20 protein-coding genes are annotated in these 24,721 nt (G+C 40.5%); 12 read left to right on the plus strand and 8 right to left on the minus strand.

All coding sequences use genetic code 11. From position 1 onward, the window contains the following. Positions 1-12 precede the first annotated feature (12 nt). Positions 13-963: an AraC family transcriptional regulator gene (locus I2F62_RS04800; protein ID WP_324625974.1), complete on the minus strand. Its 951-nt coding sequence runs from the start codon at positions 961-963 to the stop codon at positions 13-15. A 482-nt stretch (positions 964-1,445) separates the two neighbouring features. Here I2F62_RS04800 and I2F62_RS04805 point away from each other — a divergent pair, with 482 nt between their 5' ends. The 4 genes from I2F62_RS04805 (at position 1,446) to I2F62_RS04820 (ending at position 7,614) form a co-directional block, all read left to right on the plus strand. Continuing rightward, entirely contained in the window at positions 1,446-2,693 is a 1,248-nt protein-coding gene (locus tag I2F62_RS04805) for a carbohydrate porin (RefSeq protein ID WP_420713722.1), read from the plus strand. A gap of 226 nt (positions 2,694-2,919) precedes the next feature. Beyond that, positions 2,920-5,325 carry a glucose/quinate/shikimate family membrane-bound PQQ-dependent dehydrogenase gene (locus I2F62_RS04810; RefSeq protein ID WP_324625892.1) on the plus strand — a complete coding sequence of 802 codons (2,406 nt, stop codon included), beginning with the start codon at positions 2,920-2,922 and terminating at the stop codon, positions 5,323-5,325. A 167-nt stretch (positions 5,326-5,492) separates the two neighbouring features. After that, the gene (locus I2F62_RS04815) at positions 5,493-7,136 is read left to right on the plus strand and encodes a nitrite/sulfite reductase (RefSeq protein ID WP_324625893.1); all 1,644 of its coding nucleotides are present in this window, start codon (positions 5,493-5,495) and stop codon (positions 7,134-7,136) included. After that, positions 7,129-7,614 carry a DUF934 domain-containing protein gene (locus tag I2F62_RS04820; protein ID WP_324625894.1) on the plus strand — a complete coding sequence of 162 codons (486 nt, stop codon included), beginning with the start codon at positions 7,129-7,131 and terminating at the stop codon, positions 7,612-7,614. The genes I2F62_RS04815 and I2F62_RS04820 overlap by 8 nt, the downstream gene beginning before the upstream one ends. A 65-nt stretch (positions 7,615-7,679) precedes the next feature. Here the strand turns inward: I2F62_RS04820 and I2F62_RS04825 are convergent, their stop codons facing one another. Continuing rightward, a complete protein-coding gene (locus tag I2F62_RS04825; RefSeq protein ID WP_420713723.1) occupies positions 7,680-8,204 on the minus strand; it encodes a GspH/FimT family pseudopilin in 525 nt (174 codons plus the stop codon). Between the two features lie 358 nt (positions 8,205-8,562). Here I2F62_RS04825 and omp38 point away from each other — a divergent pair, with 358 nt between their 5' ends. Next, entirely contained in the window at positions 8,563-9,630 is a 1,068-nt protein-coding gene (gene omp38 / locus I2F62_RS04830; protein ID WP_324625896.1) for an outer membrane protein Omp38, read from the plus strand. A gap of 395 nt (positions 9,631-10,025) precedes the next feature. Here the strand turns inward: omp38 and I2F62_RS04835 are convergent, their stop codons facing one another. From I2F62_RS04835 to I2F62_RS04845, 3 genes are read right to left on the minus strand one after another with little or no spacing between them, the layout of a single operon-like run. Continuing rightward, positions 10,026-11,489 carry an amino acid permease gene (locus tag I2F62_RS04835; RefSeq protein WP_324625897.1) on the minus strand — a complete coding sequence of 488 codons (1,464 nt, stop codon included), beginning with the start codon at positions 11,487-11,489 and terminating at the stop codon, positions 10,026-10,028. A 15-nt stretch (positions 11,490-11,504) separates the two neighbouring features. Continuing rightward, on the minus strand, positions 11,505-12,524 hold the full coding sequence (locus tag I2F62_RS04840) for a class I SAM-dependent methyltransferase (RefSeq protein ID WP_324625898.1): 1,020 nt from the start codon (positions 12,522-12,524) through the stop codon (positions 11,505-11,507). Between the two features lie 59 nt (positions 12,525-12,583). Further along, the gene (locus I2F62_RS04845; protein WP_324625899.1) at positions 12,584-13,957 is read right to left on the minus strand and encodes a nucleobase:cation symporter-2 family protein; all 1,374 of its coding nucleotides are present in this window, start codon (positions 13,955-13,957) and stop codon (positions 12,584-12,586) included. Between the two features lie 170 nt (positions 13,958-14,127). Between I2F62_RS04845 and typA the strand changes: the two genes are divergently transcribed. From typA to I2F62_RS04860, 3 genes are all read left to right on the plus strand, one after another. Next, complete coding sequence (typA, locus tag I2F62_RS04850) at positions 14,128-15,963, plus strand: translational GTPase TypA (RefSeq protein WP_324625900.1); 1,836 nt, start codon at positions 14,128-14,130, stop codon at positions 15,961-15,963. A gap of 273 nt (positions 15,964-16,236) precedes the next feature. After that, positions 16,237-16,677: a large conductance mechanosensitive channel protein MscL gene (gene mscL / locus I2F62_RS04855; protein WP_324625901.1), complete on the plus strand. Its 441-nt coding sequence runs from the start codon at positions 16,237-16,239 to the stop codon at positions 16,675-16,677. Positions 16,678-16,813: 136 nt separating this feature from the next. Then, positions 16,814-17,155: a gamma-glutamylcyclotransferase family protein gene (locus tag I2F62_RS04860; protein WP_324625902.1), complete on the plus strand. Its 342-nt coding sequence runs from the start codon at positions 16,814-16,816 to the stop codon at positions 17,153-17,155. A gap of 56 nt (positions 17,156-17,211) precedes the next feature. Here I2F62_RS04860 and I2F62_RS04865 read toward each other — a convergent pair whose 3' ends face one another. Both I2F62_RS04865 and mutM read right to left on the minus strand, forming a co-directional pair. Further along, positions 17,212-17,496 carry a peptidylprolyl isomerase gene (locus I2F62_RS04865; RefSeq protein ID WP_324625903.1) on the minus strand — a complete coding sequence of 95 codons (285 nt, stop codon included), beginning with the start codon at positions 17,494-17,496 and terminating at the stop codon, positions 17,212-17,214. Between the two features lie 14 nt (positions 17,497-17,510). Beyond that, the gene (mutM, locus tag I2F62_RS04870) at positions 17,511-18,344 is read right to left on the minus strand and encodes a bifunctional DNA-formamidopyrimidine glycosylase/DNA-(apurinic or apyrimidinic site) lyase (RefSeq protein ID WP_324625904.1); all 834 of its coding nucleotides are present in this window, start codon (positions 18,342-18,344) and stop codon (positions 17,511-17,513) included. 284 nt (positions 18,345-18,628) lie between these two features. Between mutM and I2F62_RS04875 the strand changes: the two genes are divergently transcribed. The 4 genes from I2F62_RS04875 (at position 18,629) to I2F62_RS04890 (ending at position 23,864) form a co-directional block, all read left to right on the plus strand. Next, positions 18,629-20,698, plus strand: coding sequence for a TonB-dependent receptor (locus I2F62_RS04875; RefSeq protein WP_324625976.1), 2,070 nt, complete (start codon positions 18,629-18,631; stop codon positions 20,696-20,698). Between the two features lie 12 nt (positions 20,699-20,710). Beyond that, positions 20,711-21,853 (plus strand): NADH:flavin oxidoreductase/NADH oxidase, encoded by a 1,143-nt coding sequence (locus tag I2F62_RS04880; protein ID WP_324625905.1) that lies wholly within the window; start codon positions 20,711-20,713, stop codon positions 21,851-21,853. Positions 21,854-21,873: 20 nt separating this feature from the next. Further along, positions 21,874-22,797: an AEC family transporter gene (locus tag I2F62_RS04885; RefSeq protein ID WP_324625906.1), complete on the plus strand. Its 924-nt coding sequence runs from the start codon at positions 21,874-21,876 to the stop codon at positions 22,795-22,797. A gap of 80 nt (positions 22,798-22,877) precedes the next feature. Continuing rightward, a complete protein-coding gene (locus tag I2F62_RS04890) occupies positions 22,878-23,864 on the plus strand; it encodes a bile acid:sodium symporter family protein (RefSeq protein ID WP_324625907.1) in 987 nt (328 codons plus the stop codon). 43 nt (positions 23,865-23,907) lie between these two features. On the opposite strand, the gene I2F62_RS04895 is transcribed toward I2F62_RS04890, so the two are convergent. Further along, complete coding sequence (locus tag I2F62_RS04895; RefSeq protein ID WP_420713725.1) at positions 23,908-24,621, minus strand: DsbC family protein; 714 nt, start codon at positions 24,619-24,621, stop codon at positions 23,908-23,910. Positions 24,622-24,721 lie beyond the last annotated feature (100 nt).

Raw genomic sequence — 24,721 nt, forward strand, 5'->3', positions numbered from 1 at the left:
TATATTTTACAGTTACAGCGTACCATGTAATTGACGATACAACCCCGGCGTTACCCCCGTCCACTTTTTAAAGGCGCGGTGGAAAGTACTGGTTTCGCTAAAACCGACTTGCTGCGCGACATCTTCAAGGGTAAGTTTGGGTTGTAAAAGCAAGTGAATGGCGGCATCACGGCGCAGCGCATCTTTCACACCTTGATAACTTTTTCCTTCAGAGGCTAAACGGCGGCGCAGCGTTTGCGGTGATAAATACAACATGGATGCCACATCATTTAAAGTCGGCATTTCTTCGCCAATATGACTTTTTAAGACATCACGAATGCGTGAAGTTAACGAATTGGTATTTTTGAATTTCACCAAAAGCTGAGCTGGTGCGGCTTTTAAGAACTCTTCTAAGCTTTCTTCGTTTTGACGAATTGGCAAATCTAAATAATCTGCGGCAAAGGTAATTTCCGTACGCGCCGCATCAAATTGCATTAAGGGTGCAAAGAACAGTGCATCGTATTCATCGGCTTGTTCTGGGCGAGGGTAGTCAAAGTTCACGCGTTCCAGTGAAATTCGACGGTCAATTAACCATGATGCCAAGCCATGCCAAATCATAAGCATACTTTCAGTCATGAAATGGTCTGGATCTTGCGCTTTGGGAATCAGTGAAATCAAGCGTGCTTCGTGTTTATCGCGTTCAATAGCAATAAACCAATCGTCACTAAATAAACGGTAGAACTGTTCGGAAAGTTCCAGTGCTTGACCAAGTGTTTTGGCATGAATCACCAATTGACACATCATGGCAAAACTGCCTAAACGTCTGGCTTGGGGAGAAAAGCCAGCATGTTCATCTTGGGTGACCATCCACAACATTTGAATAAAACGCGTGTATTGTTCTGGTGAAACCCGTGCTTTGGGTTGGTTGAGTAATTCCGCTTCGATTCCAACGTGTGAAAGTAAGGACTCAACATCCATGCCCATTTTTTTTACGCCAGTTAACGCAGCATTGACAAAATGAATGCTAATCGTGTCACGGCTGACATTGATTCCTTCAATCGTTTTGATATTCACAAATAATTGACCTAAATGAAGATGGGGAATGATTTATAAAATTTAATATACTGTAAAGCTGAAAATATTGTAAATGCAGAAAAATGCGACAAAAATGGCGGAATATGACATTATTTTGTAAATATCTTGAATGCTTTGCTTGAGTTTAGCGCGGTGTATTCTATAAAGATTGCTCACGTCCAAATCTAGATGATGAGCTTTAATGATTTTTTGCGGCACTGAATTAGGTTTAAAATACGACCTTACTAAAAATAGATCTGCGTTGTTAGACGATGAAATTACCAAAAATAGCTGAAATAGAATGTCAAAATGGCCGATTAACAAATTGATCAACCTTTTTTACAAAAATAATAGTATCCTACGCGCGTTCGCAAGCTCAAAGGATTATAGTTGTGACTAAAATTTCTCCATTTTTCCGTTTCTCTCTTTGCGCATTGGCTGTTGCAATGGTGGGGCAAGTTCATGCCGCAAATGCATTCGATGCCGATAGTCCATATATGCTAGGCGACTGGAATGGTCAACGTACAGCGCTGAAAGACCAAGGCTATGATTTTTCATTAGGCTACACTGGCGAAGCCGCTAACGTACTCGACTCTAAAGATACCTCAAATCATGGCACTGCCTATTCTGGCCAAGTGGCTTTGGGTGCGCATTTTGATTTACAAAAAATCTTAGGTTGGCAAGATACTGAAGCACAAATCACCATTACCAACCGTGATGGACACGATGTTAAAAACAAAGCAGATGCTTTAAATGGACAATTGAGTTCAACTCAAGAAGTTTATGGTCGTGGTCAAACCACACGTTTAACTGATTTGTGGATCAAGAAAAAATTCTTAGATCAAAAATTAGATGTAAAAGTTGGTCGTTTTGGCGAAGGTGAAGACTTTAACCAAGCAGCTTGTGATTTCCAAAACCTTGGGTTGTGTGGCGGTCAAATTGGTAACTGGGATGCCGGCGATCAAATTCACAACTGGCCAGTAAGCCAATGGGCTGCGCGAGTAAAATATAACTTTACTCCTGAAGTTTTTGCACAAGTGGGTGTGTATGAATATAACCCAGAAAATGTAAAACGTAGCAAAGGCTTCAATTTAAGCACAGATGGTTCAAAAGGTGCGGTACTTCCTATTGAATTAGTTTGGCAGCCAAAATCTACAGTGAATGGTTTACCGGGCGAATATCGCGTTGGTTATTACTACAGTACGGCTGATGCTGCTGTGATTAACAATGCTGCCAAAACTGACCATGGTCAAGGCGGTTGGGTGTCATTCACACAACAATTAACCAGTGTAAATGGCGATGCGTCACGCGGTTTAAGTGTTACTGGTCAAGCTGCATTCTTTGATGCAGATACAAGTAAGATGAAAAACATGCAAAGCATCTCTGTTGCGTATAAAGGCTTGTTAGATGCACGTCCAAAAGATGAGTTAGCAATTGGCTTCTCTCAACTTAACGTAAATAAAGACGCTTATGTTGCTAAGAATGTTGATACTGAATATAACTCAGAAATTTACTATGGTATTTCTGCAACCAATTGGTTAACAGTACGTCCAAACGTGCAATATGTTCGTCACGTTGGCGCACTTAAAGATGGAAACAATGCGTGGGTTGGTGGTGTGAAATTTATTACCGCCTTCTAATTGAACGCAATTATTCATATATAAGTGATTAAAGTCGCGCGACTATTTTAAGCATCACCACTGCGGTTTATTTTTTTAAACGAAAAATAAACAAATGAGGGCTTTCCTCATCAGTGGTGATGTGTTTTTTTTATACAAAAGCAAATTTATTTTATAGATTTATCACAAAAAGTTCTTTTTTGTGCTGAATTGTTTGTACTCATATGGGAAAAATAGAGGTATTTTTATGACTCAACCCTCACAAAGTTCGGGCATAAGAACCTTTACTGCGGTGGTATTAGCGGTAATTGGTTTGATTCTGCTGGGTGGTGGCCTATATTTAGGCGCACTTGGTGGCTCGATCTACTATGTAATTACCGGCCTTGTGCTTCTAATTGCAGCAATATTATTGGTACGTCGCTCGGCAAATGCACTTTGGATGTATGCAGCTTTAATGCTTGGTACAACCGTTTGGGGCATTTGGGAAGTGGGTACTGATTTTTGGGGATTAACCCCACGTTTAGGCATTTTAGGTGTTTTAGGCGTATGGCTGTGTTTTCCTATTGCGACACGCGGTGTACAAGCAGTTGCAGCAGCACGTAAAGGCTTAGCGGCAACTTTAGTGTTCGCTATTTTGGTGATGGTCTATTCAATTTTTAATGACCCTCAAGAAATTAACGGCACAATTACCACCAAACAACCCGAAAAAGCACAAGCGGTAGATGGTGTTGCTGAAGGTGATTGGCCTGCGTATGGTCGTACCCAAGGCGGTGTTCGTTACTCGCCACTAACACAAATTAATGACCAAAATGTCAAAGATTTGAAAGTTGCGTGGACTTTCCGTACTGGCGATTTAAAAACTGCAAACGATTCGGGTGAAACCACGAACCAAGTCACGCCAATTAAAATTGGTAATAACATGTTTATGTGTACAACACATCAACAATTGGTGGCGCTTGATCCTGCAACAGGTAAGCAAAAATGGCGCTTCGATCCAAAATTAAAAACAGATCCAAGCTTCCAACATTTAACTTGTCGTGGCGTTTCTTATTATGATGCGAACAACACGGCTGAATTCGCAGCAAGTTTGCAGCATAAGCAATCAAGCTCGACGCAATGTCCACGTAAAGTCATTTTACCTGTAAACGATGGTCGTTTAGTGGCAATCAATGCCGACAATGGTCAGCGTTGTACCGATTTTGGTCACAATGGCGAAGTGGACTTGCAAAAAGATATGCCGTATGCCTATGCAGGCGGTTATAACCCAACGTCTCCACCAGTGGTAACGGGTACAACCATTGTTATTGCCGGTTCAACAACCGATAACTATTCAACCAAAGAACCATCGGGTGTGATTCGTGGTTACGATGTGAATACTGGTAAGTTGTTGTGGGTATTTGATACAGGCGCACAAGATCCAAATGCAATTCCTGCTCCTGGTCAAAAATTTGTTCACAACTCGCCAAATGCTTGGGCACCATTGGCATACGACTCTAAATTAGACATCGTTTATGTTCCAACAGGTGTAGGTACGCCAGATATTTGGGGCGGTAACCGTGACAATCTGAAAGAACGTTATGCAAACTCAATGTTGGCATTAAATGGCACAACCGGTAAATTGGTGTGGCACTTCCAAACTACACATCACGATTTGTGGGATATGGATGTACCTTCTCAGCCATCTTTAGCGGATGTTAAAGATAAATCAGGTCAAACTGTTCCTGCAATTTATGTATTAACCAAAACGGGTAATGTCTTTGTTCTTGATCGTCGTAATGGTAAAGCCATTGTGCCAATCACTGAGCGTGCAGTTCCGCAAACTGTCGAGCGTGGCCCACAAACCAAAGGTGAGTGGTATTCAAAAACTCAACCGTTCTCTGACCTTGATTTAGCACCAAAAGATAAATTAACCGACAAACAAATGTGGGGTGCCACAATGTTTGACCAGTTAGCATGTCGTATCTACTTCAAGAAATTGAACTACAACGGTATTTATACGCCACCATCTGAAAACGGTACTTTGGTATTCCCAGGCAACTTGGGTGTGTTTGAATGGGGTGGTATGTCTGTCAACGTAGACCGTCAGGTTGCGGTGATGAATCCAATTGGCTTGCCATTTGTAAGTCGTTTGATTCCTGAAAAAGCAGACCGTGCTGAAACTGCAAAAGGTGCAGGCACAGAACAAGGCATTCAACCAATGTATGGCGTGCCATACGGTGTGGAAATTAAACCGTTCTTGTCACCAATTGGTTTACCGTGTAAGCAACCATCTTGGGGCTTTGTGGCAGGTGTGGATTTAAATACGCATCAAGTTGTTTGGAAAAAACGTATCGGTACTATCCGTGACAGCTTACCAAACTTGTTCCAATTGCCACCGTTGAAAATTGGTGTGCCTGGTTTAGGCGGTTCAATTTCAACTGCAGGTAATGTAATGTTTGTTGCAGGTACGCAAGATAACTATATCCGTGCTTATAACGTCAGCAATGGTGCAAAACTTTGGGAAGCACGTTTACCAGCAGGTGGACAAGCAACACCAATGACCTATGAAATGAATGGTAAACAGTATTTAGTGATTATGGCCGGTGGTCATGGTTCATTCGGTACCAAAATGGGTGATTATTTAGTGGCCTATGCTTTACCTGATTTGAAATAAGATGACATCTTAAAATTTAAAAAGCTCAGCTTCGGCTGGGCTTTTTTATTGTCTTTAAAAATGCTTTATCAATAAAACCGCTATTAAATATGTAAAAAAAGCATTTTGTTGATGAATTAAAGCCCTTTATGCTATAGCTGTCATATTGAACTTACTAGCTGAAAGCCATGTATTTGTATACTGATTACGACCAACAACTGGTAAATGAACGAGTTGCACAATTCCGTGACCAAACCGAACGCTACCTTGCCGGAACATTAACCGAGGATGAGTATCGTCCGTTACGTTTGCAAAATGGGCTTTATGTACAGCGTTACGCGCCAATGCTACGAATTGCTGTGCCATATGGTTTAATGAATACCAAGCAATTACGTAAAATTGCAGATATTGCAACGGAATATGACCGTGGTTATGCACACGTTTCAACACGTCAAAATATTCAGCTGAATTGGCCAGCGCTCGAAGATGTGCCTGAAATCTTAGCTGAATTAGCAACAGTACAAATGCATGCTATTCAAACCTCAGGTAACTGTATTCGTAATACCACCACCGACCAATATGCAGGTGTGGTTGCTGGTGAAATTGCCGATCCACGTCCAACTTGTGAGTTAATTCGTCAATGGAGTACGTTTCATCCAGAATTTGCTTTTTTGCCGCGTAAGTTCAAAATTGCAGTTTCTGCTTTAGAAGAAACAGACCGCGCTGCGACTTCTTTTCATGATATTGGCGTGTATATCGTAAAAAATGAACAAGGCGAAGTGGGTTATAAAATTAAAGTGGGGGGCGGTTTAGGTCGTACTCCAGTTATTGGTAGCATTATCCGCGAGTTTTTACCGCGTGAAGATTTAATCGCTTATTTAGAAGCGGTGCTACGTGTGTATAACTTACATGGCCGCCGTGATAATAAATACAAAGCGCGAATTAAGATTTTAGTTAAAGCGATGACCCCCGCGGTTTTTGCTGAAAAAGTCGAAGCTGAATTTGCGTATACGCGTCAAAATTTACAAGTGCAGCCAGAACTGTTGCAAAAAATGGATTATGTGTTTACGCCATTTGAATACCAAAACTTGGCTGATGAAGATTTCACTGCATTGTTCCAGCAGCATCCTAAATTTAAGCAATGGTTTAATGTGAATACGCATGCACATAAAGTGCAAGGTTACCGCATTGTAAACATTAGTTTGAAACGTGCAGGTGTTGCGCCAGGCGATATGACCACCCAAGAAATGCATTTTATTGCAGACTTGGCGGACAAATACACTTTTGGTGAATTACGCACCACGCACGAACAAAATATTGCACTTGCCGATGTTCCGCAAAAAGATTTGTTTGAATTGTGGCAAGCCTTAGAGCAAGAAAATATGGCGCGTGCGCATATTGGTTATATTACCGATATTATTTGCTGCCCAGGTGGTGATTACTGCTCGCTTGCCAATGCAAAGTCGATTCCAATTTCAGAAGCAATTTCTCGCCGTTTTGATGATCTCGACACAATTTATAATTTAGGCCGCCTAGATTTAAATATTTCAGGCTGTATGAATGCCTGTGGTCATCATCACGTTGGGAATATTGGGATTTTAGGGGTTGATAAAAAAGGCGCAGAATTCTACCAAATTACTTTGGGTGGTAATGCCAACCATGATGCTTCAATTGGCGATATTTTAGGGCCATCTTTTGCTGCCGATGCTGTGCCAGATGTGGTGGATGAGATTTTGAACACCTATCTTGATTTGCGTCAAGAAGGTGAAGAATTCATTGAAACTTATCGCCGTGTTGGCATTGCGCCATTTAAGGAGCGTGCATATGCTTAATACATCTTTGGCCGTACTTTATAAAGATGGCACCATTTTAGACAATAGCTATCAAGTGATTGCTGAAGATGGCAGCATCCCAAATGGTGATGTTGTGCTCCAAGCCGATCAACTTGAACATCTTACAAAAATTTCAGGTAAAAAAGCTTTATTGGTTACGGTAGATAGCTCACCTGAACTGAATGAATTTCCATTGACTGAACTTGACACCATTTTGATTGAGTTTGCAGGCTTTAACGATGGTCGTGGCTATTCGTTTGCCGCGTTATTACGTCGTCAAGGTTTTCAGGGTGAATTGCGCGCTGTAGGAGATATCTTTAAAGATGTCTTGAATTATCTAAAACGTTCAGGCTTTGATAGTTTTGTGGTTAAAGAGGGCAAGGACATTCATGAAGCCGCAGCAGGCTTGAATGATTTTGTTAATCCATATCAAATTTCGACAGCCAATCCAAACGCAGGTTATCAAGCTGGCCGATAAGTTCTTACTCAATGTATGTTGAAGTAAAAAACTTTTCGTATGAAAGGTTTTTTACATTTTTAGATTTAGCATTTATTAGAATCGCTTTCTTTTCGAATATTACCCAGCATGTTCAAAACCACGCGATGCTGTACATCAAGTTGTGATGAGCAATAATAAAAGCTGCCCATCGATCCTCTAGGCAAGCCAGTATCGCCTTGAAACGTAATCGAGGGTAGTCTTAAACTTCCGCGCCATGACAAGGTGCCATAGTTTAAATGTGTGGTGTGTTGCGCCAAAATAAGTTCATTGTTATCTCGTATTTTATTTTGATTGCTGTCTAAAAACAGAATAAAACCATGATTCCATGCATCTTGTTCGCAGTTTTTTAAATCTTTGCTTGAACATATAACTAAATTATTACGATGAGTAAGTGCAAGATATTTGGCTTGTGACAGATATTGATGCAAAATCGTTGGAATGTATTGTGCTTCTTGCTTGGCTCTTAAGCTATGGTAGTGAGGTAGAGCAATGCTGGTAATAATCGCTAAAACAGCAATTGCACAAACCAATTCGATGAGCGTCATACCGTAACACATTTTTATTTTCATAAATTTTATCTGATCATTGTTTTTATCTCAAAGATTATATAATTACATATTGAAATTTTGAATGATAAAAAATTACGAAACTCGATAGATTATTGTTAAAATATAACTCAGTATAGTAATTAGCTGTTATTTTGTACGAGTTGAGTGAAAAGTTACCGAATTACAACGGAAATTGTAAGAATTTTTGTCAATAATTCGATTACTTAAAAGTATCAGTGACTTGAATCGTTGTCTCAGGTGACTAATTCAGGCAAAATAATCAGTTGAAAAAACAAACTGAAATAATTTATTATTTCAGGGAATTGACAAAAATTTTAAGCGTCGCTTAAAAAAAAATTGTTATCTTTGGAGGATATCCATGAAATTAAGTCGTATTGCTCTTGCTACAGTACTTGCAGCATCTCCATTTGTTGCAAATGCGGGTGTTACCGTAACTCCATTGTTGCTTGGTTACACTTTCCAAGACACTCAGCATAACAATGGTGGTAATAAAGGCAGCCTAACAAATGGTCCTGAAATTCAAGACGATCTTGCAGTTGGTGCAGCACTTGGTGTTGAATTAACACCTTGGTTAGGTTTTGAAGCTGAATACCTTCAAGTGAAAGGTGATGTTGACGGTACTCTTCCTGGTGCTGAATACAAGCAACAACAAATCAATGGTAACTTCTATGCTACTTCTGATTTGATCACTAAAAACTATGACAGCAAAATCAAGCCTTATGTATTATTAGGTGCTGGTCACTATAAATACAAATTTGACGGTGCTACAGATACTCAATTTGGTCGTGCTGGTCGTGGCTTGAAAGAAGAAGGTACTCTTGGTAACGCAGGTATCGGTGCTTTCTGGCGCTTAAACGATGCATTGTCTCTTCGTACAGAAGCTCGTGGAACGTATAACTTTGATGAGAAATTCTGGAACTATACAGCGCTTGCAGGCTTAAACGTAGTGATCGGTGGTCACTTGAAACCTGCTGCACCTGTAGTTGATGTTCAACCAGTTGAACCAGCGCCAGTTGTTCAACCTCAGCCTCAACCACAAGAATTGACTGAAGATTTGAACATGGAACTTCGTGTGTTCTTTGATACAAACAAATCTAACATCAAAGCACAGTACAAGCCTGAAATTGCAAAAGTTGCTGAAAAATTATCTGAATACCCGAATGCGACTGCTCGCATTGAAGGTCACACAGATAACACTGGCCCACGTAAGTTAAACGAACGTTTATCTTTAGCGCGTGCTAACTCTGTTAAATCTGCACTTGTAACCGAATACAACGTTGATGCATCTCGCTTATCAACTCAAGGTTTTGCATGGGATCAACCGATCGCTGATAACAAAACTAAAGAAGGTCGTGCTATGAACCGTCGCGTATTTGCTACAATTACTGGTAGCCGCACAGTTCTAGCTCAACCAGCAGCTCAATAATTATTAATTATTGATCTGTAAAAAAGCGGCTCTTGATGAGCCGCTTTTTTTATTCTGTTTTTTATCAATATTGCTTTTTAGATTCATTAGATTATTTAGCCGATTTACATTGGTGAAAGTAGATGCAGACTGATGATTTAAAAAATAAACGCTCTACGGTTTCTAGATTGTAAAAAAATAAGATATTAAAATGTAATCCTACCTATGGATCATTTAAACAGTTGTATGAAGCTCAGTCATATTCTCGATCCTGCGTTATCTTTAACCTTAAGTGGATAGAAGCCATTTTGACTTCAATTCATAAAGATTTATATGAGATCCTTTTTGATTAAAGGAGAATGCAAGACCATAAAAAAGCGCAATCGAAATTGCGCTTTAGCTTTGGATGCCACTGCTTAGTCGTCTTGCAGCGGGCGGACATCCATTTTGTCATAAGGGATAAGTTTGGTTTTATATTTTACTTTATATCCTAACCAAATAATTAAAAACAGTGGTAGGGTAATGTAGGTTGCCAATAACCCAAGCCAATCAATTTTTGGACCTAGTAAGGCTTGATAATTTTGTCCCAACATAATAATGGTACACAAAATAAAAGCAAACCATGGCGCAAATGGGAAAAATTTAGCCCGATAAGCCAAGTCTTTTAATTGATGACCCTGCGCAATATAGCCTTTACGGAAACGATAATGTGAGATGGCAATGCCAAGCCATACAATAAAACCGCACATGCCTGACATATTAAGCAACCAGTTGTAAATTTCCTGTTTACCAACAAAACTTGTGAGTAAAGATAGTGCCGCAATCGCTGTAGTTGCATAAAGCGCGCGCATGGGTACGCCACGTTTGTCGAGTTGTGAGAACCAGCGTGGTGCGCGTCCTTCTTTGGCCATATCCCAAAGCATGCGTGTTGATGAATACATGCCAGAGTTACCCGCAGATAAAATTGCAGTTAAAATCACCACATTCATTAAGCTTGCAGCAAAAGCTAATCCCACTTTTTCATACAACAAGGTAAAAGGTGATAATGCAATATTGTTATTGCTTGCCGCTTGAATGAGATGTGGATCGTCATAGCTGACCAATGTGCCAATGATGAAGATACACACAATATAAAACAGTAAGATACGCCAAAAAATTTGTTTAATCGCCAAAGGAATGGTTTTTTTCGGATCTTTAGATTCACCCGCAGCCACACCAACCATTTCAGTGCCTTGAAACGAGAAACCAGCAATCATGGCAACGCCAATCATGGCTTGGAAGCCGCCCACGAATGGTGCATCTTTATAGGTCCAGTTGGCAAACGCATGCACATTCGGTGTGAGCATGATTTTTACAATACTTGCAAGACCAATCACAATAAAGGTAATAATCGCAAGCACTTTAATTAGTGAGAATAAAAATTCACTTTCACCAAAGCCTTTAACTGTCATTGAGTTAATTGCAAAAATGATAACGAGGAATAAACCACTCCACCAGAATCCTGGAATATCAGGGAACCAAAAACCCATAATCCATTGCGCAGCGACTAATTCAAACGCGACCGTAATCGCCCAGTTGTACCAGTAGTTCCAACCTAAAGCAAAACCAAAACCTTCTTCGACATATTTATTACCATAAGTAAAAAAAGCGCCTGAGGTTGGATTATGCGTGGCAAGTTCACCTAAACTGGTCATTAAGAAATAAATCATAATGCCAATTAAAGCGTAGGCAAGCAGTGCACCACCAGGGCCAGCGGTGGCAATGGTTGAGCCGGATGCTAAAAATAAGCCTGTGCCAATTGAGCCACCAATGGCAATCATATTTAAGTGGCGGGCACCTAGCCTTCGTTGTAGATGCTCTGTTTGATTTGAGTCACTCATCTAGATTCCTTTTTGTTACTGTTTTGCACAGGCATGTAACACTTTAAAGCCTTGTTGATCTGCTTTGACGGTACAATGTCCGAAATGCTGTTCAATTAAAGTGGGATAATTTAAAAAACGGTTTGCCACAATCCAAAGTTCACCTGCGGCAGCTAAATGTTTTTTGCTGCTTCGACATAGATTTTCACTGACCTGGTAATCGGTGTGAATACCTTGGTGAAACGGTGGATTGCTAATTAGGGCATCCAGTGCGGTCGGTGCATCGTAGATTCCTGTGACGGCTAAAGTCTGTATTTGTTCCGCAAGACCATTGCGTTGGCTGCTGATTTTTGTTGACTGAAGTGCAAAGGCATCCACATCTAAGGCATAGACGATATTGTTTGGATGGGCTTTTGCTAAAGCACAACTGATAATTCCTGCACCGCAACCAAAGTCGGCGAGTTTACCTGATTTTACTTGTGACAGGTAGGGGAGAAGTACGGCTGTTCCGACATCGAGTCGTTCTTGGCTAAATACACCGGGTAAGGCAAAAATTTCTAATTCAAGTCCCTGATTTTTTAGGCTATAAGATTTTAACCAAGATTCTAATGGTTTAATTGGCATTGCTGCTTCTAAACGATAGCACCACAATTGACAATGTCGCGCACTGTCAAGCTTCATGGCTTTACCATATTTTAGCGTTTGCTTAGCCGCGCCTTCAATGCCGCCTTTTTTCTCACCCACCAGTAATACCAATGTACCCTGTGGAAGATGGCTTGCAATTTGGTACAGCAGATAATTGAGCAATTCTTTGGATTTTGGAATATAAACCACAACTTGATCGAACTCACCTGCGGGTAAATTGGTATCAAAGTGGCTATTTAAGCCTTGTTGTTGCTGAGCTTGATGAGTCGCAAAATTCCATGTCCAAAGCGTTGTATCTGTAACTGTTGCAGGCAATTCGGCAATCAAGCCATCAGCAGGGGCGTTAATCAGCAGAACACGTCCTTTTAAATAGTCTTGTTGACGTAAAATAACTTCACTTCGAGGATCCATAATCGACCTTTAAAAACAACAATGCCCAGTGCAACACTGGGCAAAAACAAAAATAAGTATTAGTCCCGTTGTTCAGGTAGGACAATATTTAAAATCAAGGCGCTAATGCCGCCTGTGGCAACACCTGAACTGAAGATGTGTTGTAGTAATTCAGGCATGTGTTTTAAAAAGTCAGGCACTTGCGCAATACCTAAGCCTAAAGCCAATGAAATAGCAATAATGAGTAGCGCACGGCGGTCGAGTTTAATACTTGCTAAAATGTTAATGCCCGATGCAGCAACCGCACCAAACATCACCATCACCGCACCACCTAAAACTGCTTGTGGAACGGCTTGAATCAGCCCTGCAATTTTAGGAAATAAACCGAATAAGACCAATAATGCGGCAATCCACATTCCGACATAACGGCTTGCCACACCGGTCAATTGAATAATGCCGTTATTTTGGGCGAAAACTGAACTTGGGAAAGTGTTAAATAAACCTGCAAGTAAAGAATTGGCACCGTTGACCAACACGCCACCTTTAATACGTTGCATCCAAATTGGGCCGGAAACTGGCTGTTTAGAAATTTTACTGGTTGCGGTAATGTCGCCAATCGCTTCTAACGATGTCACTAAATAAATAAATGCCAGCGGTAAAAATAATGACCAATTAAAGCTAATGCCAAAATGTAATGGAGTTGGAAGCTGAAAAATAGGCGCTTGTTGATACGCACTGAAATTTAAGTGTCCCATCAACCCTGCAACAATGTAGCCGACCACTAGGGCAATTAAAATAGCAGAGCTTTTAATCCAGACAATCGAAATGCGATTAAGCAGAATAATTAAACCCAACACCAGCCCAGACATAATTAAGTTGTCGATGCTAGCAAAGCTGCCATCTGCCATCGCGCCATAACCACCACCCATGCTAATCAGTCCTTCTTTAATTAAAGTTAGACCAATCATCAGCACCACAATGCCGGTGACCAACGGCGTAATCAGTTTTTTCACCCACGGTAAAATGCGCGATACGCCCATTTCAATGAATGCACCCGCAATGACCACACCAAAAATGGCCGCCATAACTTGTTGATATGGCGTGCCTTGGGCAATCATTAAACTGCCAATGGTCATAATTGGTGCAATAAAGTTAAAACTTGTGCCTTGAACAATGAGTAAACCTGCACCCAAAGGGCCAATTTTTTTACTTTGGATAAAAGTTGCGATCCCTGAAATGACCAACGACATGGATAAAATCATGGTGGTTTCATGTGCAGGAACTTTTAAAGCACCACAAATCAGTAATCCCGGCGTTAAAATAGGAATGATAATCGCCAGTAAATGTTGGAATGCGGCAAGTAAGGCATGTGTGAGTTGGGGTTTATCATCTAAACCAAGGACTAAATCTGAATTTGTTGCTGATTTGTTGGTGGTGGGAGATAAATTCGACATGTGGGCAGGAAAATCGGCAAAGATGGCGGTATTCTAATCGAGTTATTCGGCTTTATAAAATAAAAAGCAACAGAGTTTTAAAAAAATTCAGCACTCTGACAAGTGTCACTACTCTTTGATGAGTTTTTTTAGTATAATTTGCCCTCAAATTTAAAGCGTATCGAATTTACATGTCAGATATTAAAACTCTCCGCAACATTGCCATCATTGCGCACGTTGACCACGGTAAAACCACTCTTGTAGACAAACTGTTACAACAATCAGGTGCACTTGGCGATCGTGCAGGCGAGATTGAGCGTGTCATGGACTCGAATGCGCTTGAAAGCGAACGTGGTATTACCATTCTTGCAAAGAACACTGCAATTAAATGGTTAGATGCACGTACCAATACAGAATACCGTATTAACATCGTCGACACCCCGGGACACGCCGACTTCGGTGGTGAAGTAGAACGTGTAATGTCGATGGTTGACTGCGTACTTCTTCTTGTAGATTCACAAGAAGGTCCAATGCCACAAACTCGTTTCGTAACGCAAAAAGCGTTCGCACGTGGTTTGAAACCAATCGTAATTATCAATAAAGTCGACAAGCCTAGCGCGCGTCCAGATTGGGTGATTGACCAAGTATTCGATTTGTTCGATAACCTTGGTGGTTCTGACGAACAGTTAGACTTCCCAGTGGTTTATGCTTCAGGCTTACGTGGTGTTGCCGGTCCTTCTCCAGAAGAATTAGCAGACGACATGACGCCGTTATTCCAAACGATTGTAGACATCGTTGAACCACCAGCAGTTGACGTTGATGGTCCTTTCCAAATGCAAATTTCATCACTTGACTATAATAGTTTCGTAGGTGTAATTGGTGTTGGTCGTATTCAACGTGGTTCAATTGGCTTGAACACACCTGTCACTGTGATTGATAAAGAAGGTAAAACCCGTAACGGTCGTATCTTAAAAATCATGGGTTACCACGGTTTAGAGCGTGTGGATGTTGATTCAGCATCTGCGGGTGATATCGTATGTATCACGGGTATTGATGCACTAAACATTTCTGACACGATTTGTGATCCGAAAGCTGTTGAAGCGTTGCCACCATTGTCTGTAGATGAACCTACAGTTTCGATGACATTCCAAGTGAACAACTCACCGTTTGCAGGTAAAGAAGGTAAATTCGTCACTTCACGTAACATTCGTGAACGTCTTGACCGCGAATTGATTCATAACGTTGCATTACGTGTTGAAGATACTGACAGTCCAGACCGTTTCAAAGTGTCTGGTCGTGGTGAACTTCACCTTTCAGTCTTAATTGAAAACATGCGCCGTGAAGGTTTCGAAATGGGCGTTTCACGTCCACAAGTCATCATCAAAGAAATTGATGGTGAAAAACAAGAGCCTTACGAAAACGTAACTTTTGACGTTGAAGAACAACATCAAGGTGCGGTAATGGAGCAAATGGGTCACCGTAAAGGCGACATGACCAATATGGAAGTTGACGGTAAAGGCCGTATCCGTATTGAAGCGACTGTTCCTTCACGTGGTTTGATTGGTTTCCGTTCAGAATTCTTAACCATGACTTCTGGTACAGGGATTATGACATCTAGCTTCTCGCATTATGGTCCTGTTAAACAAGGTACTGTTGCGAAGCGTCAAAACGGTGTTTTAATTTCAATGGTTCAAGGCACTTGCTTGGGCTATGCATTGTTCAGCTTACAAGACCGTGGTCGTTTGTTTGCTAAACCACAGTTAGAAGTCTATGAAGGCATGATCGTGGGTATTAACTCACGTTCTGACGACATGGTGGTTAACCCAACCAAAGCGAAACAATTAACTAACGTTCGTGCATCTGGTACAGATGATGCGTTAACGTTAACACCTGCAATCGAATACACGCTTGAACAAGCGCTTGAATTCATTGAAGATGATGAGTTAGTTGAAGTAACACCTAAGTCAATCCGTATTCGTAAGCGTTATTTAACTGAAAACGAACGTAAACGTAACCGCGATAAATAATTCACGATTATTCGTTGAATTGAAAAAAACCGCTAAAGTCATTTAGCGGTTTTTTTATAGCTCATCATTATGGCTTGATCGGTACATGAATGAGTGCAGCATTTTTTAAGTCTTACTTCAGTTACTTCTCGTCGTTATGTTGTTAAAGTGTGATAAAACTTTCTTTTTTAAGCAAAAACATTACATTAAAACGTAGAATTCAAGCCAAGCATTATTCATTTCATTTGTAATGAAAAATCTAATCGTTTATTCCATCCGAATGGGAGAGTTTTAATGAGTATTATTCAAGAATTTAAAGAGTTTGCTGTAAAAGGCAACATGATTGATTTGGCGGTCGGTGTCATTATTGGTGGTGCATTTGGTAAGATTGTCGATTCATTGGTCAAAGATATTATCATGCCGTTGATTTCTGTGATTACAGGTGGCGGTGTCGACTTTACCCAAAAATTCATTGTACTTGGTCATAATCCTGATAATTTACAATCATTAGATGCTTTGCAAAAAGCAGGCGTAAATGTACTGACTTACGGTAATTTTTTAACCATTTTAATTAACTTCCTCATCTTGGCGTGGGTGGTGTTTTTAATGGTGAAATTGATTAACCGTATGCGCCGTAAGCAGGAAGAAGCACCAGCTGCACCTGCACCAACCCCAGAAGATATTGCATTATTACGTGAAATTCGTGATGAATTAAAAAATCGTCCACAAGTTTAATTCTCGATGCAAATAAAAAACGGTGCGAATAACGCACCGTTTTTTATGCGTTGTCTTTTATACATTGTCTGATGCTATAAATCTTGAGCTGCAAAATGTACACTCGTGAAACTTAAAAGGGAAAAGGTAATATAATATGAACCGATTATTTGCTTATGGCACATTGCGTCCAAATCAGCCCAATGCGCATATTTTAGAAAAAGTAGGCGGAGAGTGGCAAAAAGCATGGGTGCATGGCACGATCCATAATTTAGATTGGGGACCAGATTCAGGCTTGCCTGCACTTGTTTTAGATCCTTCGGTAACATTGGTTGATGGACTGCTTTTTACGAGTGATACGTTAGATGAACACTGGCCAATGTTAGATGAGTTTGAAGGTTTTCAGTACCAACGCGTATTGGTTGATGTGAAACTTGAATCTGGCGATTGGATTCAAGCATGGACGTATCAGATGAATCCCAACGCGAAAGCGGAATGAATATTGCCGCGATAAAACCTTAAGGCTTAAATGGCTATTGTATTTAAGCCTATTTTTTAGAAATCGGTTCTAAATTTGACTTCAAGTAAGTGAAAGCCAAATTGACTTTTAATTGGGCCGTGTAGCACACGTTCTGCTGCGGTAAAAACCAATTTATCAATCACAGGAACAAGTTGTCCTTTTTTAACTTCACCTAACTCGCCACCGCGTTTGGCCGAATTACAAGTCGAGTGTTGCTTCGCAATTTTTGCAAAATCTGCCCCGTCATGAATTTTCTTTTTTAGCTGCTCCGCGAAGTCTTTATCTTTAACCAGAATGTGTCTTACGATGGCTGTTTTCATTACAATTTTCCTTCCTATTCAGCGCTAGCTGGTATCTTTTTCAATGCTTGGCACTGCGGACAAAAAACACTGGCGCGTTGCCCCAATTTTATGTTTTCTAAAGTGGTTTCACAGTTCACACACATTTCACCTGCACGGCCGTAAGCCAGTAATGTTTGCTGGAAATAGCCATTTTCGCCCATCGCATTGGTATAGTCACGAAGGGTCGAACCGCCAAGCTCAATCGCATATTTCAAAATACGTTTGATTTCTTGCACCAAATGATCAATCTGTTGCTCACTCAAACTATTGGCAGGTTGCGCAGGGTGAATGCCTAAATTAAACAGACTTTCGGTTGCATAGATATTTCCAACACCGACCACCACATGATTATCCATAAGGGCAATTTTTATGCCAACCTTTTTGTTTTTAAGCGCGTTGAATAAATATTCCGTATTAAAATCAGAGCTTAATGGTTCTGGACCAAGCGGATGAAGCAATTTTTGTTCTGTTTCATCGTTTAACCATAGAATGCAGCCAAAACGCCGTGGGTCGTGATAACGTAATTGGGTATTGTTGTCAAAATCAATAATTAAGTGATCGTGTTTGCGTAGTTCATCGCTTGCCTGACAAAGCCTAAAACTACCCGACATGCCCAAATGCCACAGCATACTTTGCTGTTCAAATGCAGCGATAATATATTTTGAACGGCGATGGAGCTGAAGCAATTTTTGTCCTTTAAGCTGTGAAATATCTTCAGGAATGGGCCATCTTAAACTAGAATTTCTAACCAGTACTTGGCTTACCGTTTGATTTAACAACGGTTCTAGGCTGACTTTAGTCGTTTCGACTTCGGGTAATTCAGGCATATAAATAATGATGTATAAAAAACACTATTGTACGTGAAATTCACTTATGATGAAGCATTGTAAAGTCGCTTAATCGGCGATGGCTTGAGTTCTATTCAAAGCATTTATAAAATGCTGTAATCATTGTTTTAATTATGTATTTTGATTCGCTGAGAAGAATTCGTATAAACAGCGTCATCATGATTCAAAATTCTATCTTTTCATAAAATTAGGCAGTTCACATGCATTCATCTTTAAATCGTCAAATTCCTAAAACAGCGTTGTTACTTTTGTCGTGCTGTATCATGCAGCAGCTTTATGCACAAAGCAATGGCGCTGAAGATAGTACCTTATTACCCGTGATTCACGTTCAAACCACACATACCGATACCTCGTATTTACAAACCCCTGCTTCGGTGTTTCGTGTAGATGCCGCGAAACAGCCCAACAATTTGGGCGTGAACTTAACTGAGGTTGTGCAAGGTGTTCCAAGTCTTCAGTTAAATAATCGTGAAAATTATGCGCAGGATTTACAGCTGTCGATGCGTGGTTTTGGCGCACGTTCAACCTTTGGGGTGCGCGGCATTCGTATTTATGTCGATGGTATTCCTGCCACCATGCCAGATGGACAAGGGCAAACCTCGAATATCGATTTACAAAGTTTAGATCACGTTGAAGTGTTAACTGGGCCATTTTCATCTTTATATGGCAATTCATCGGGTGGTGTGTTGATGGCAAGCAGCAAAGAGGGCACAGGCCCCGATTCGGTGAGCATGCGTTATGCTGGTGGAAGTCACGCTAAAAATAGTAGCGCAGTGATTTTTCAAGGTGGAGCGAAGCAAGATAATCAACCCAGTTATGTGGTGAGTTCATCTTATTTCGATACCAACGGTTATCGTGAACATAGCGCCGCCGATAAAATATTGAATAATGCCAAATTGACATGGAACTTAACGGATGGTTCTAAAATTAATTGGGTAACCAATTATGTAAAAATCCATGCCGATGATCCACAAGGTTTAAACGAGCAGCAGTGGCGCAGCAATCCAAAACAACAAGTGCCTTTTTTAAAGCAATTTGATGTGCGTAAAGAGATTCAGCAAACCCAAACAGGGGTGACGTGGTCAAAACCGATAAATGACCAAAATGAATTGTATGCGATGGCATATGTTGGGAATCGTCAAGTCACACAGTATCAGTCGATTCCAAAGTCAACACAGGATGCAAATAAAAATCAGGCTGGTGGCGTAATCGATTTTGATCGCAATTATTATGGATTAGATTTACGTTGGACAGGCAAAAATTTACTGCCGAATACTACAGTCAGTGCAGGTGTTGCACTTGATGCAATGGATGAAGACCGCAAAGGATATGAAAACTACGTTACAGTCAATAATTCTCCAACCTATGGGGTTAAAGGCAATTTACGCCGTAATGAAAAAAACACCCTTTGGAATGCCGATCCATATCTACAAGCATCTTGGCAGTTTTTACCCACTTGGCGTATAGATTCGGGTGTACGATATAGCAATGTTCATTATAAATCTAAAGATCACTTTTTAAGTAATGGTGATGATAGTGGCTCAACCGATTATTCTAAGGTATTGCCATCGGTTGCATTAAGTTGGCAGATTCAACCCGAACTATTGGCTTACTTAAGTTATGCCAAAGGCTTTGAAACGCCAACCTTTACCGAAATGGCATATCGTACTGATGGTGGATCAGGTTTCAATTTCGATTTAAATCCATCTTCAAGCGACAATTACGAGTTGGGTTTAAAGTCGAATAATAGTTTAGGTCAATTCACTTTAGCTCTGTTTCAAAGCCAAACACGTAATGATATCGTTTCTGCGGGAACATCAAATGGTCGTGCAACTTTTAGAAATGCCGATAAATCCTTGCGTGAAGGTCTAGAATTATCTTGGAATAAGAAATTGTGGAAAGATTTAACGGCCCAAGCCAGTTATAGTTATTTAAATGCAACTTTTGATAGTAATACGCCTGCAAAAGGATCTGCTGCAGCAATTACATCGGGCAATCAAATTCCTGGTGTCGCGAAAAATCAGGCATTTGCACGTCTTGCATGGCAACCCGAACAAGGTTTATATGGCGGTGTAGAGCTTCGCTATATGGATAAACTCTATGCCAACGACACCAATACCGACACCGCACCAAGTTACAGTACGACTGCTGTAAATATTGGATATAGCTGGAAATTAAAGGACTGGGCATTTAATACTTATGCGCGTGTCGACAATCTATTTGATAAAAACTACGTGGGTTCAGTGATTGTTAACGATGGTAATAGTCGTTATTTTGAACCCGCAGATGGACGAAATTGGAGCGCAGGATTGTCTTTAACCAAGCAATTTTAATTAAGGATCGACATGTCAATTTTATTTCAACCGATTCAGTTTGGAAGATTAAACTTAAGCAATAAAATTATTATTGCCCCAATGTGCCAATATTCCGCGACAGAACACGCAGAAATAAGCTATTGGCATGAACAACAATGGGCGAGTTACGCACTGTCTGGTGCAGGGCTTTGTATCGTAGAAGCAATGGCTGTTCAAGCACAAGGGCGCATTTCTAATGCCGACTTAGGGCTGTGGAATGACCAACAGCGCGACCAAGTCAAAGCATTATTAAGTAAAGTCAAAACCCTCTCGCCCATGCCTTTTGCAGTGCAGCTTGCCCATGCGGGCAGAAAAGCTTCAATAAATAAGCCGTGGGAAGGTGGTGGTCAAATAACAGATTCATCTCAAGCTTGGCAAACCGTTGCACCTAGTGCAATTGCTTTTCATGACCAAGATGCTGCACCACAAGCATTAACGCTTAACGATATTGAACAAATTAAACAAGATTTTGTTGCCGCCGCAATACGCGCAGTTGAGGCAGGTTTTGAGTTAATCGAAATTCATGCAGCGCATGGCTATTTGTTGCATCAATTTTTATCACCCTTATCCAATCAGCGCCAAGACCTATATGGGGGAAGTTTAGAAAATCGGCTTCGCTTAACTTTAGAGATTACCCAAGCAATTTTAGCGGTTGTTCCGGAAAATTATCCGGTTGGAGTGCGTATTTCCGCAACCGATTGGATGGAATATACTAATGAGCCCAGTTGGGATTTAGCCTCTAGCTTAATTTTGACGCAACAATTAGAACAATTAGGTGTAGCATATATTCATGTGTCGAGTGGTGGTTTATCTTCAACCCAAAAAATTGAGCTTGAGCCCAATTATCAAGTCGGTTTTGCCGAGGCAATTAAAGCCACAGTTAACACATCGGTCATAGCGGTTGGATTAATTACCGATGCGCAGCAAGCAGAAATGATTGTACGTGGCGGCCATGCCGATGCAATTGCCATTGCTCGAGCAATTTTATATGACCCACGTTGGCCTTGGCATGCAGCGGCAAGTTTAGGTGCAACGATTCAGGTTGCACCGCAATATTTACGCTGCCAACCACAGGGATATCAGCAACTATTACAACCATTTCATACTAAAGATGATTGCAATGATGGTCGTTAATCCGTTGGATAGAGGTAATTTTGTTATTTAGTATCTTGGCTCCAATTTTCTTGTGTATGTTTTTCGGCTATGGCAGCGTACGCTTGAATGTATTAAATTCTGAGCAAATTAAAGCGCTTGGGGCATTTGTGATTAAGGTTGCCTTACCGGCCTATCTGTTGCATGCCCTTGCCAACAAAAACCTCAATGATATTTGGTTACCCAGTTATGTGATTGCCTATATGGGCGGATCTTTAATTTTATTTGCGGGATCGTATTTACTGTATCGGTATTTTTTTAAAAATACGCTGACGCAATCGGCGGTTTTGTCGATGGGCGCAGCCATGTCAAATACAGGCTTGATTGGAACGGCTATTTTACCGTTGCTTATTGCAAATCATGCGGTGGTTTATCTTTCTCTGACGTTGATTATTGAAAATCTCGTCATGATTACTATGGTATTTTTACTGGCTGAAATGGGCTTGCATGGTCAGCAAAATACGCGAATTATGCTTAAAAGAACCCTTGCCAATTTGCTGAAAACACCGTTGATTATTACTATTTTTATCGCATTTTTTTGTATTTTATTTCAATTTAAGTTACCTGAAATTGTAGATGAAGTCTTAACGATGATGGGGAAAACAGCTTCACCATTGGCCTTATTTGTGATTGGGGGCAGTTTGGTCGGGCTTGGATTTAAAGCCATTAATCTGCAAGTGGTTTCGGTGGTATTGTCGAATATTTTACTGATGCCGCTAATCATCTATGGCATTTTTACTGTGCTACCGAATGTGTCGGATGAAATGAAACATGCAGGAACGCTGATTGCTGCATTGCCCATGCCAATTCTTTTTGGAATTATCGGTCAAATTTATGGCTTGGAAAAACAAACCCTTAGTGCGTTAATGCTGAGTACCATTTTAGGTTTTATTGGTACAAGCCTGTTAATTGTATGGTGGTGGTAGTTTTTCTTAGGTCGGCTTAAGCACGCAAGTTAAAACACTTCAGCCATGTGTACGATGCAATCAATAGCAAGGACGTTTTTATGCAAAGACCACGTTTTTTACCAGATAATTTTAGTTTGATGATCATTGCAATGGTTGTTCTGGCGAGTTTTCTGCCTATTGCAGGTCACGCCGCAGTGGTCTTTAATCAGCTTACCAATGCAGCAATTGCCTTATTGTTTTTTTTGCATGGCGTAAAACTTTCGCGTGAAGCGGTCATTCAAGGTTTAACGCATTGGCGGTTACACCTGTTTATTTTCGCCTCGACCTTTATTTTATTTCCTATTCTGGGCTTAATTTTAAAACCTGTGATTGAGCCGTTGATTGGAAATTCATTGTATTTAGGATTGCTGTATTTATGCATGTTGCCGTCTACCGTGCAGTCGTCTATTGCGTTTACCTCGATTGCTAAAGGCAATGTGCCTGCCGCCTTGTGCAGTGCCTCTGCTTCAAATTTATTGGGCATGTTTATTACGCCATTTTTAGTCAGCATTTTTATTGCCCAATCTGCACACGCATCGGCCAGTTCAGGGGATGCGGTATTAAATATTGTTTTATTGTTGCTGGTTCCCTTTGTGCTTGGGCAATTGTTGCGCGTCAAGATTTTTCCGCTACTGAAACAACACACGGGTGCGGTTAAAATGGTCGATCAAGGTTCTATTTTAATGGTGGTTTATGCCGCATTTAGCGAGGCAGTATCGGAGGGAATTTGGCATCAAGTTTCATTTGAAACCTTAATGATTTTAGTTGTACTGAGTTGTTCTTTGTTGGCGGTGGTGATGCTGCTGCTGAATGTGTTAAGTAAAGCCTGTGGTTTTAAACGTGAAGACCGAATTACCATTTTATTTTGTGGTTCTAAAAAAACCTTGGCCAGTGGTGTGCCGATGGCAAAAATTATTTTTGCAAGCCAACCCATTGGTTTAATTATTTTACTATTAATGCTTTTCCATCAAATTCAATTAATTGTTTGTGGCATCTTAGCCAGTAAATTTGCTGCACAACACAGTAATACCGATGAAAGTGCATAATGCCAATATCTTTACTGGCATTATGCTAAGTGTGAGCGCGTAATTATTCTGCGGCATCGAGTAATTGGTTAATTTCACTGGCAGAACGCGCACCAGAAATACGATGACCATTTTTTAAGAAGAAGGTGGGTGTGCCATCCACCGCAAGTTTTTTGCCTAATTCTAAGTTTTTAGCGATAGGCGTATTACAAGTTTTCGTAGCTTTGGGTTGTGTGCCATTCAACACATAATTTTCCCATGTTTGATACGGGGCTTTTGCACACCAAACTTGGGTGGCCACTTTTTCTGCGTTTGGATGCAGTGCGGTTAACGGATATAAAAATAGATAAATGGTCACGTTATCAACATTTTGCAATTCTTTTTCTAAGGCATGGCAATATGGACAATCTGGATCACTAAATAAATACATCACACGTTTGCCATTGCCTTTAACTTGCTTAATGGCTTGTTGTAATGGAAGGGTTTTTACATCAATTTTCGTCAGCTCTTGTTCACGCTCGCTGGTTAAATTGACTTTATTTTTTAAGTCTACCAAATTGCCTAAAAAGAAATAGCGCGCTTCATCATTGGTATAAACAATTTGTCCATCCATATACACTTCATAAATATTGGGAATTTGTGTGGTTTGGATCGATTGCACCTGAATTTCAGGGAAGTTTTGTTTTAAGTTTTGTGCAACGGTTTTTGAGTCGGCATATGCTGTGCTCATACCCAGAAGGCTCAGGCTCAATACAGTTGTTAGTGCTTTAAAGTTCATCATCTTTTTTCATAAATTAAAATAGATGATTCCTTATAGAGCATAAAGCTAAGTTTTTCCTTAAAATTTATGCCATAAACTGTATCTTTTTTTATCTTTA

This window comes from Acinetobacter sp. MD2(2019) (assembly GCF_035615615.1).
Classification (GTDB): domain Bacteria; phylum Pseudomonadota; class Gammaproteobacteria; order Pseudomonadales; family Moraxellaceae; genus Acinetobacter.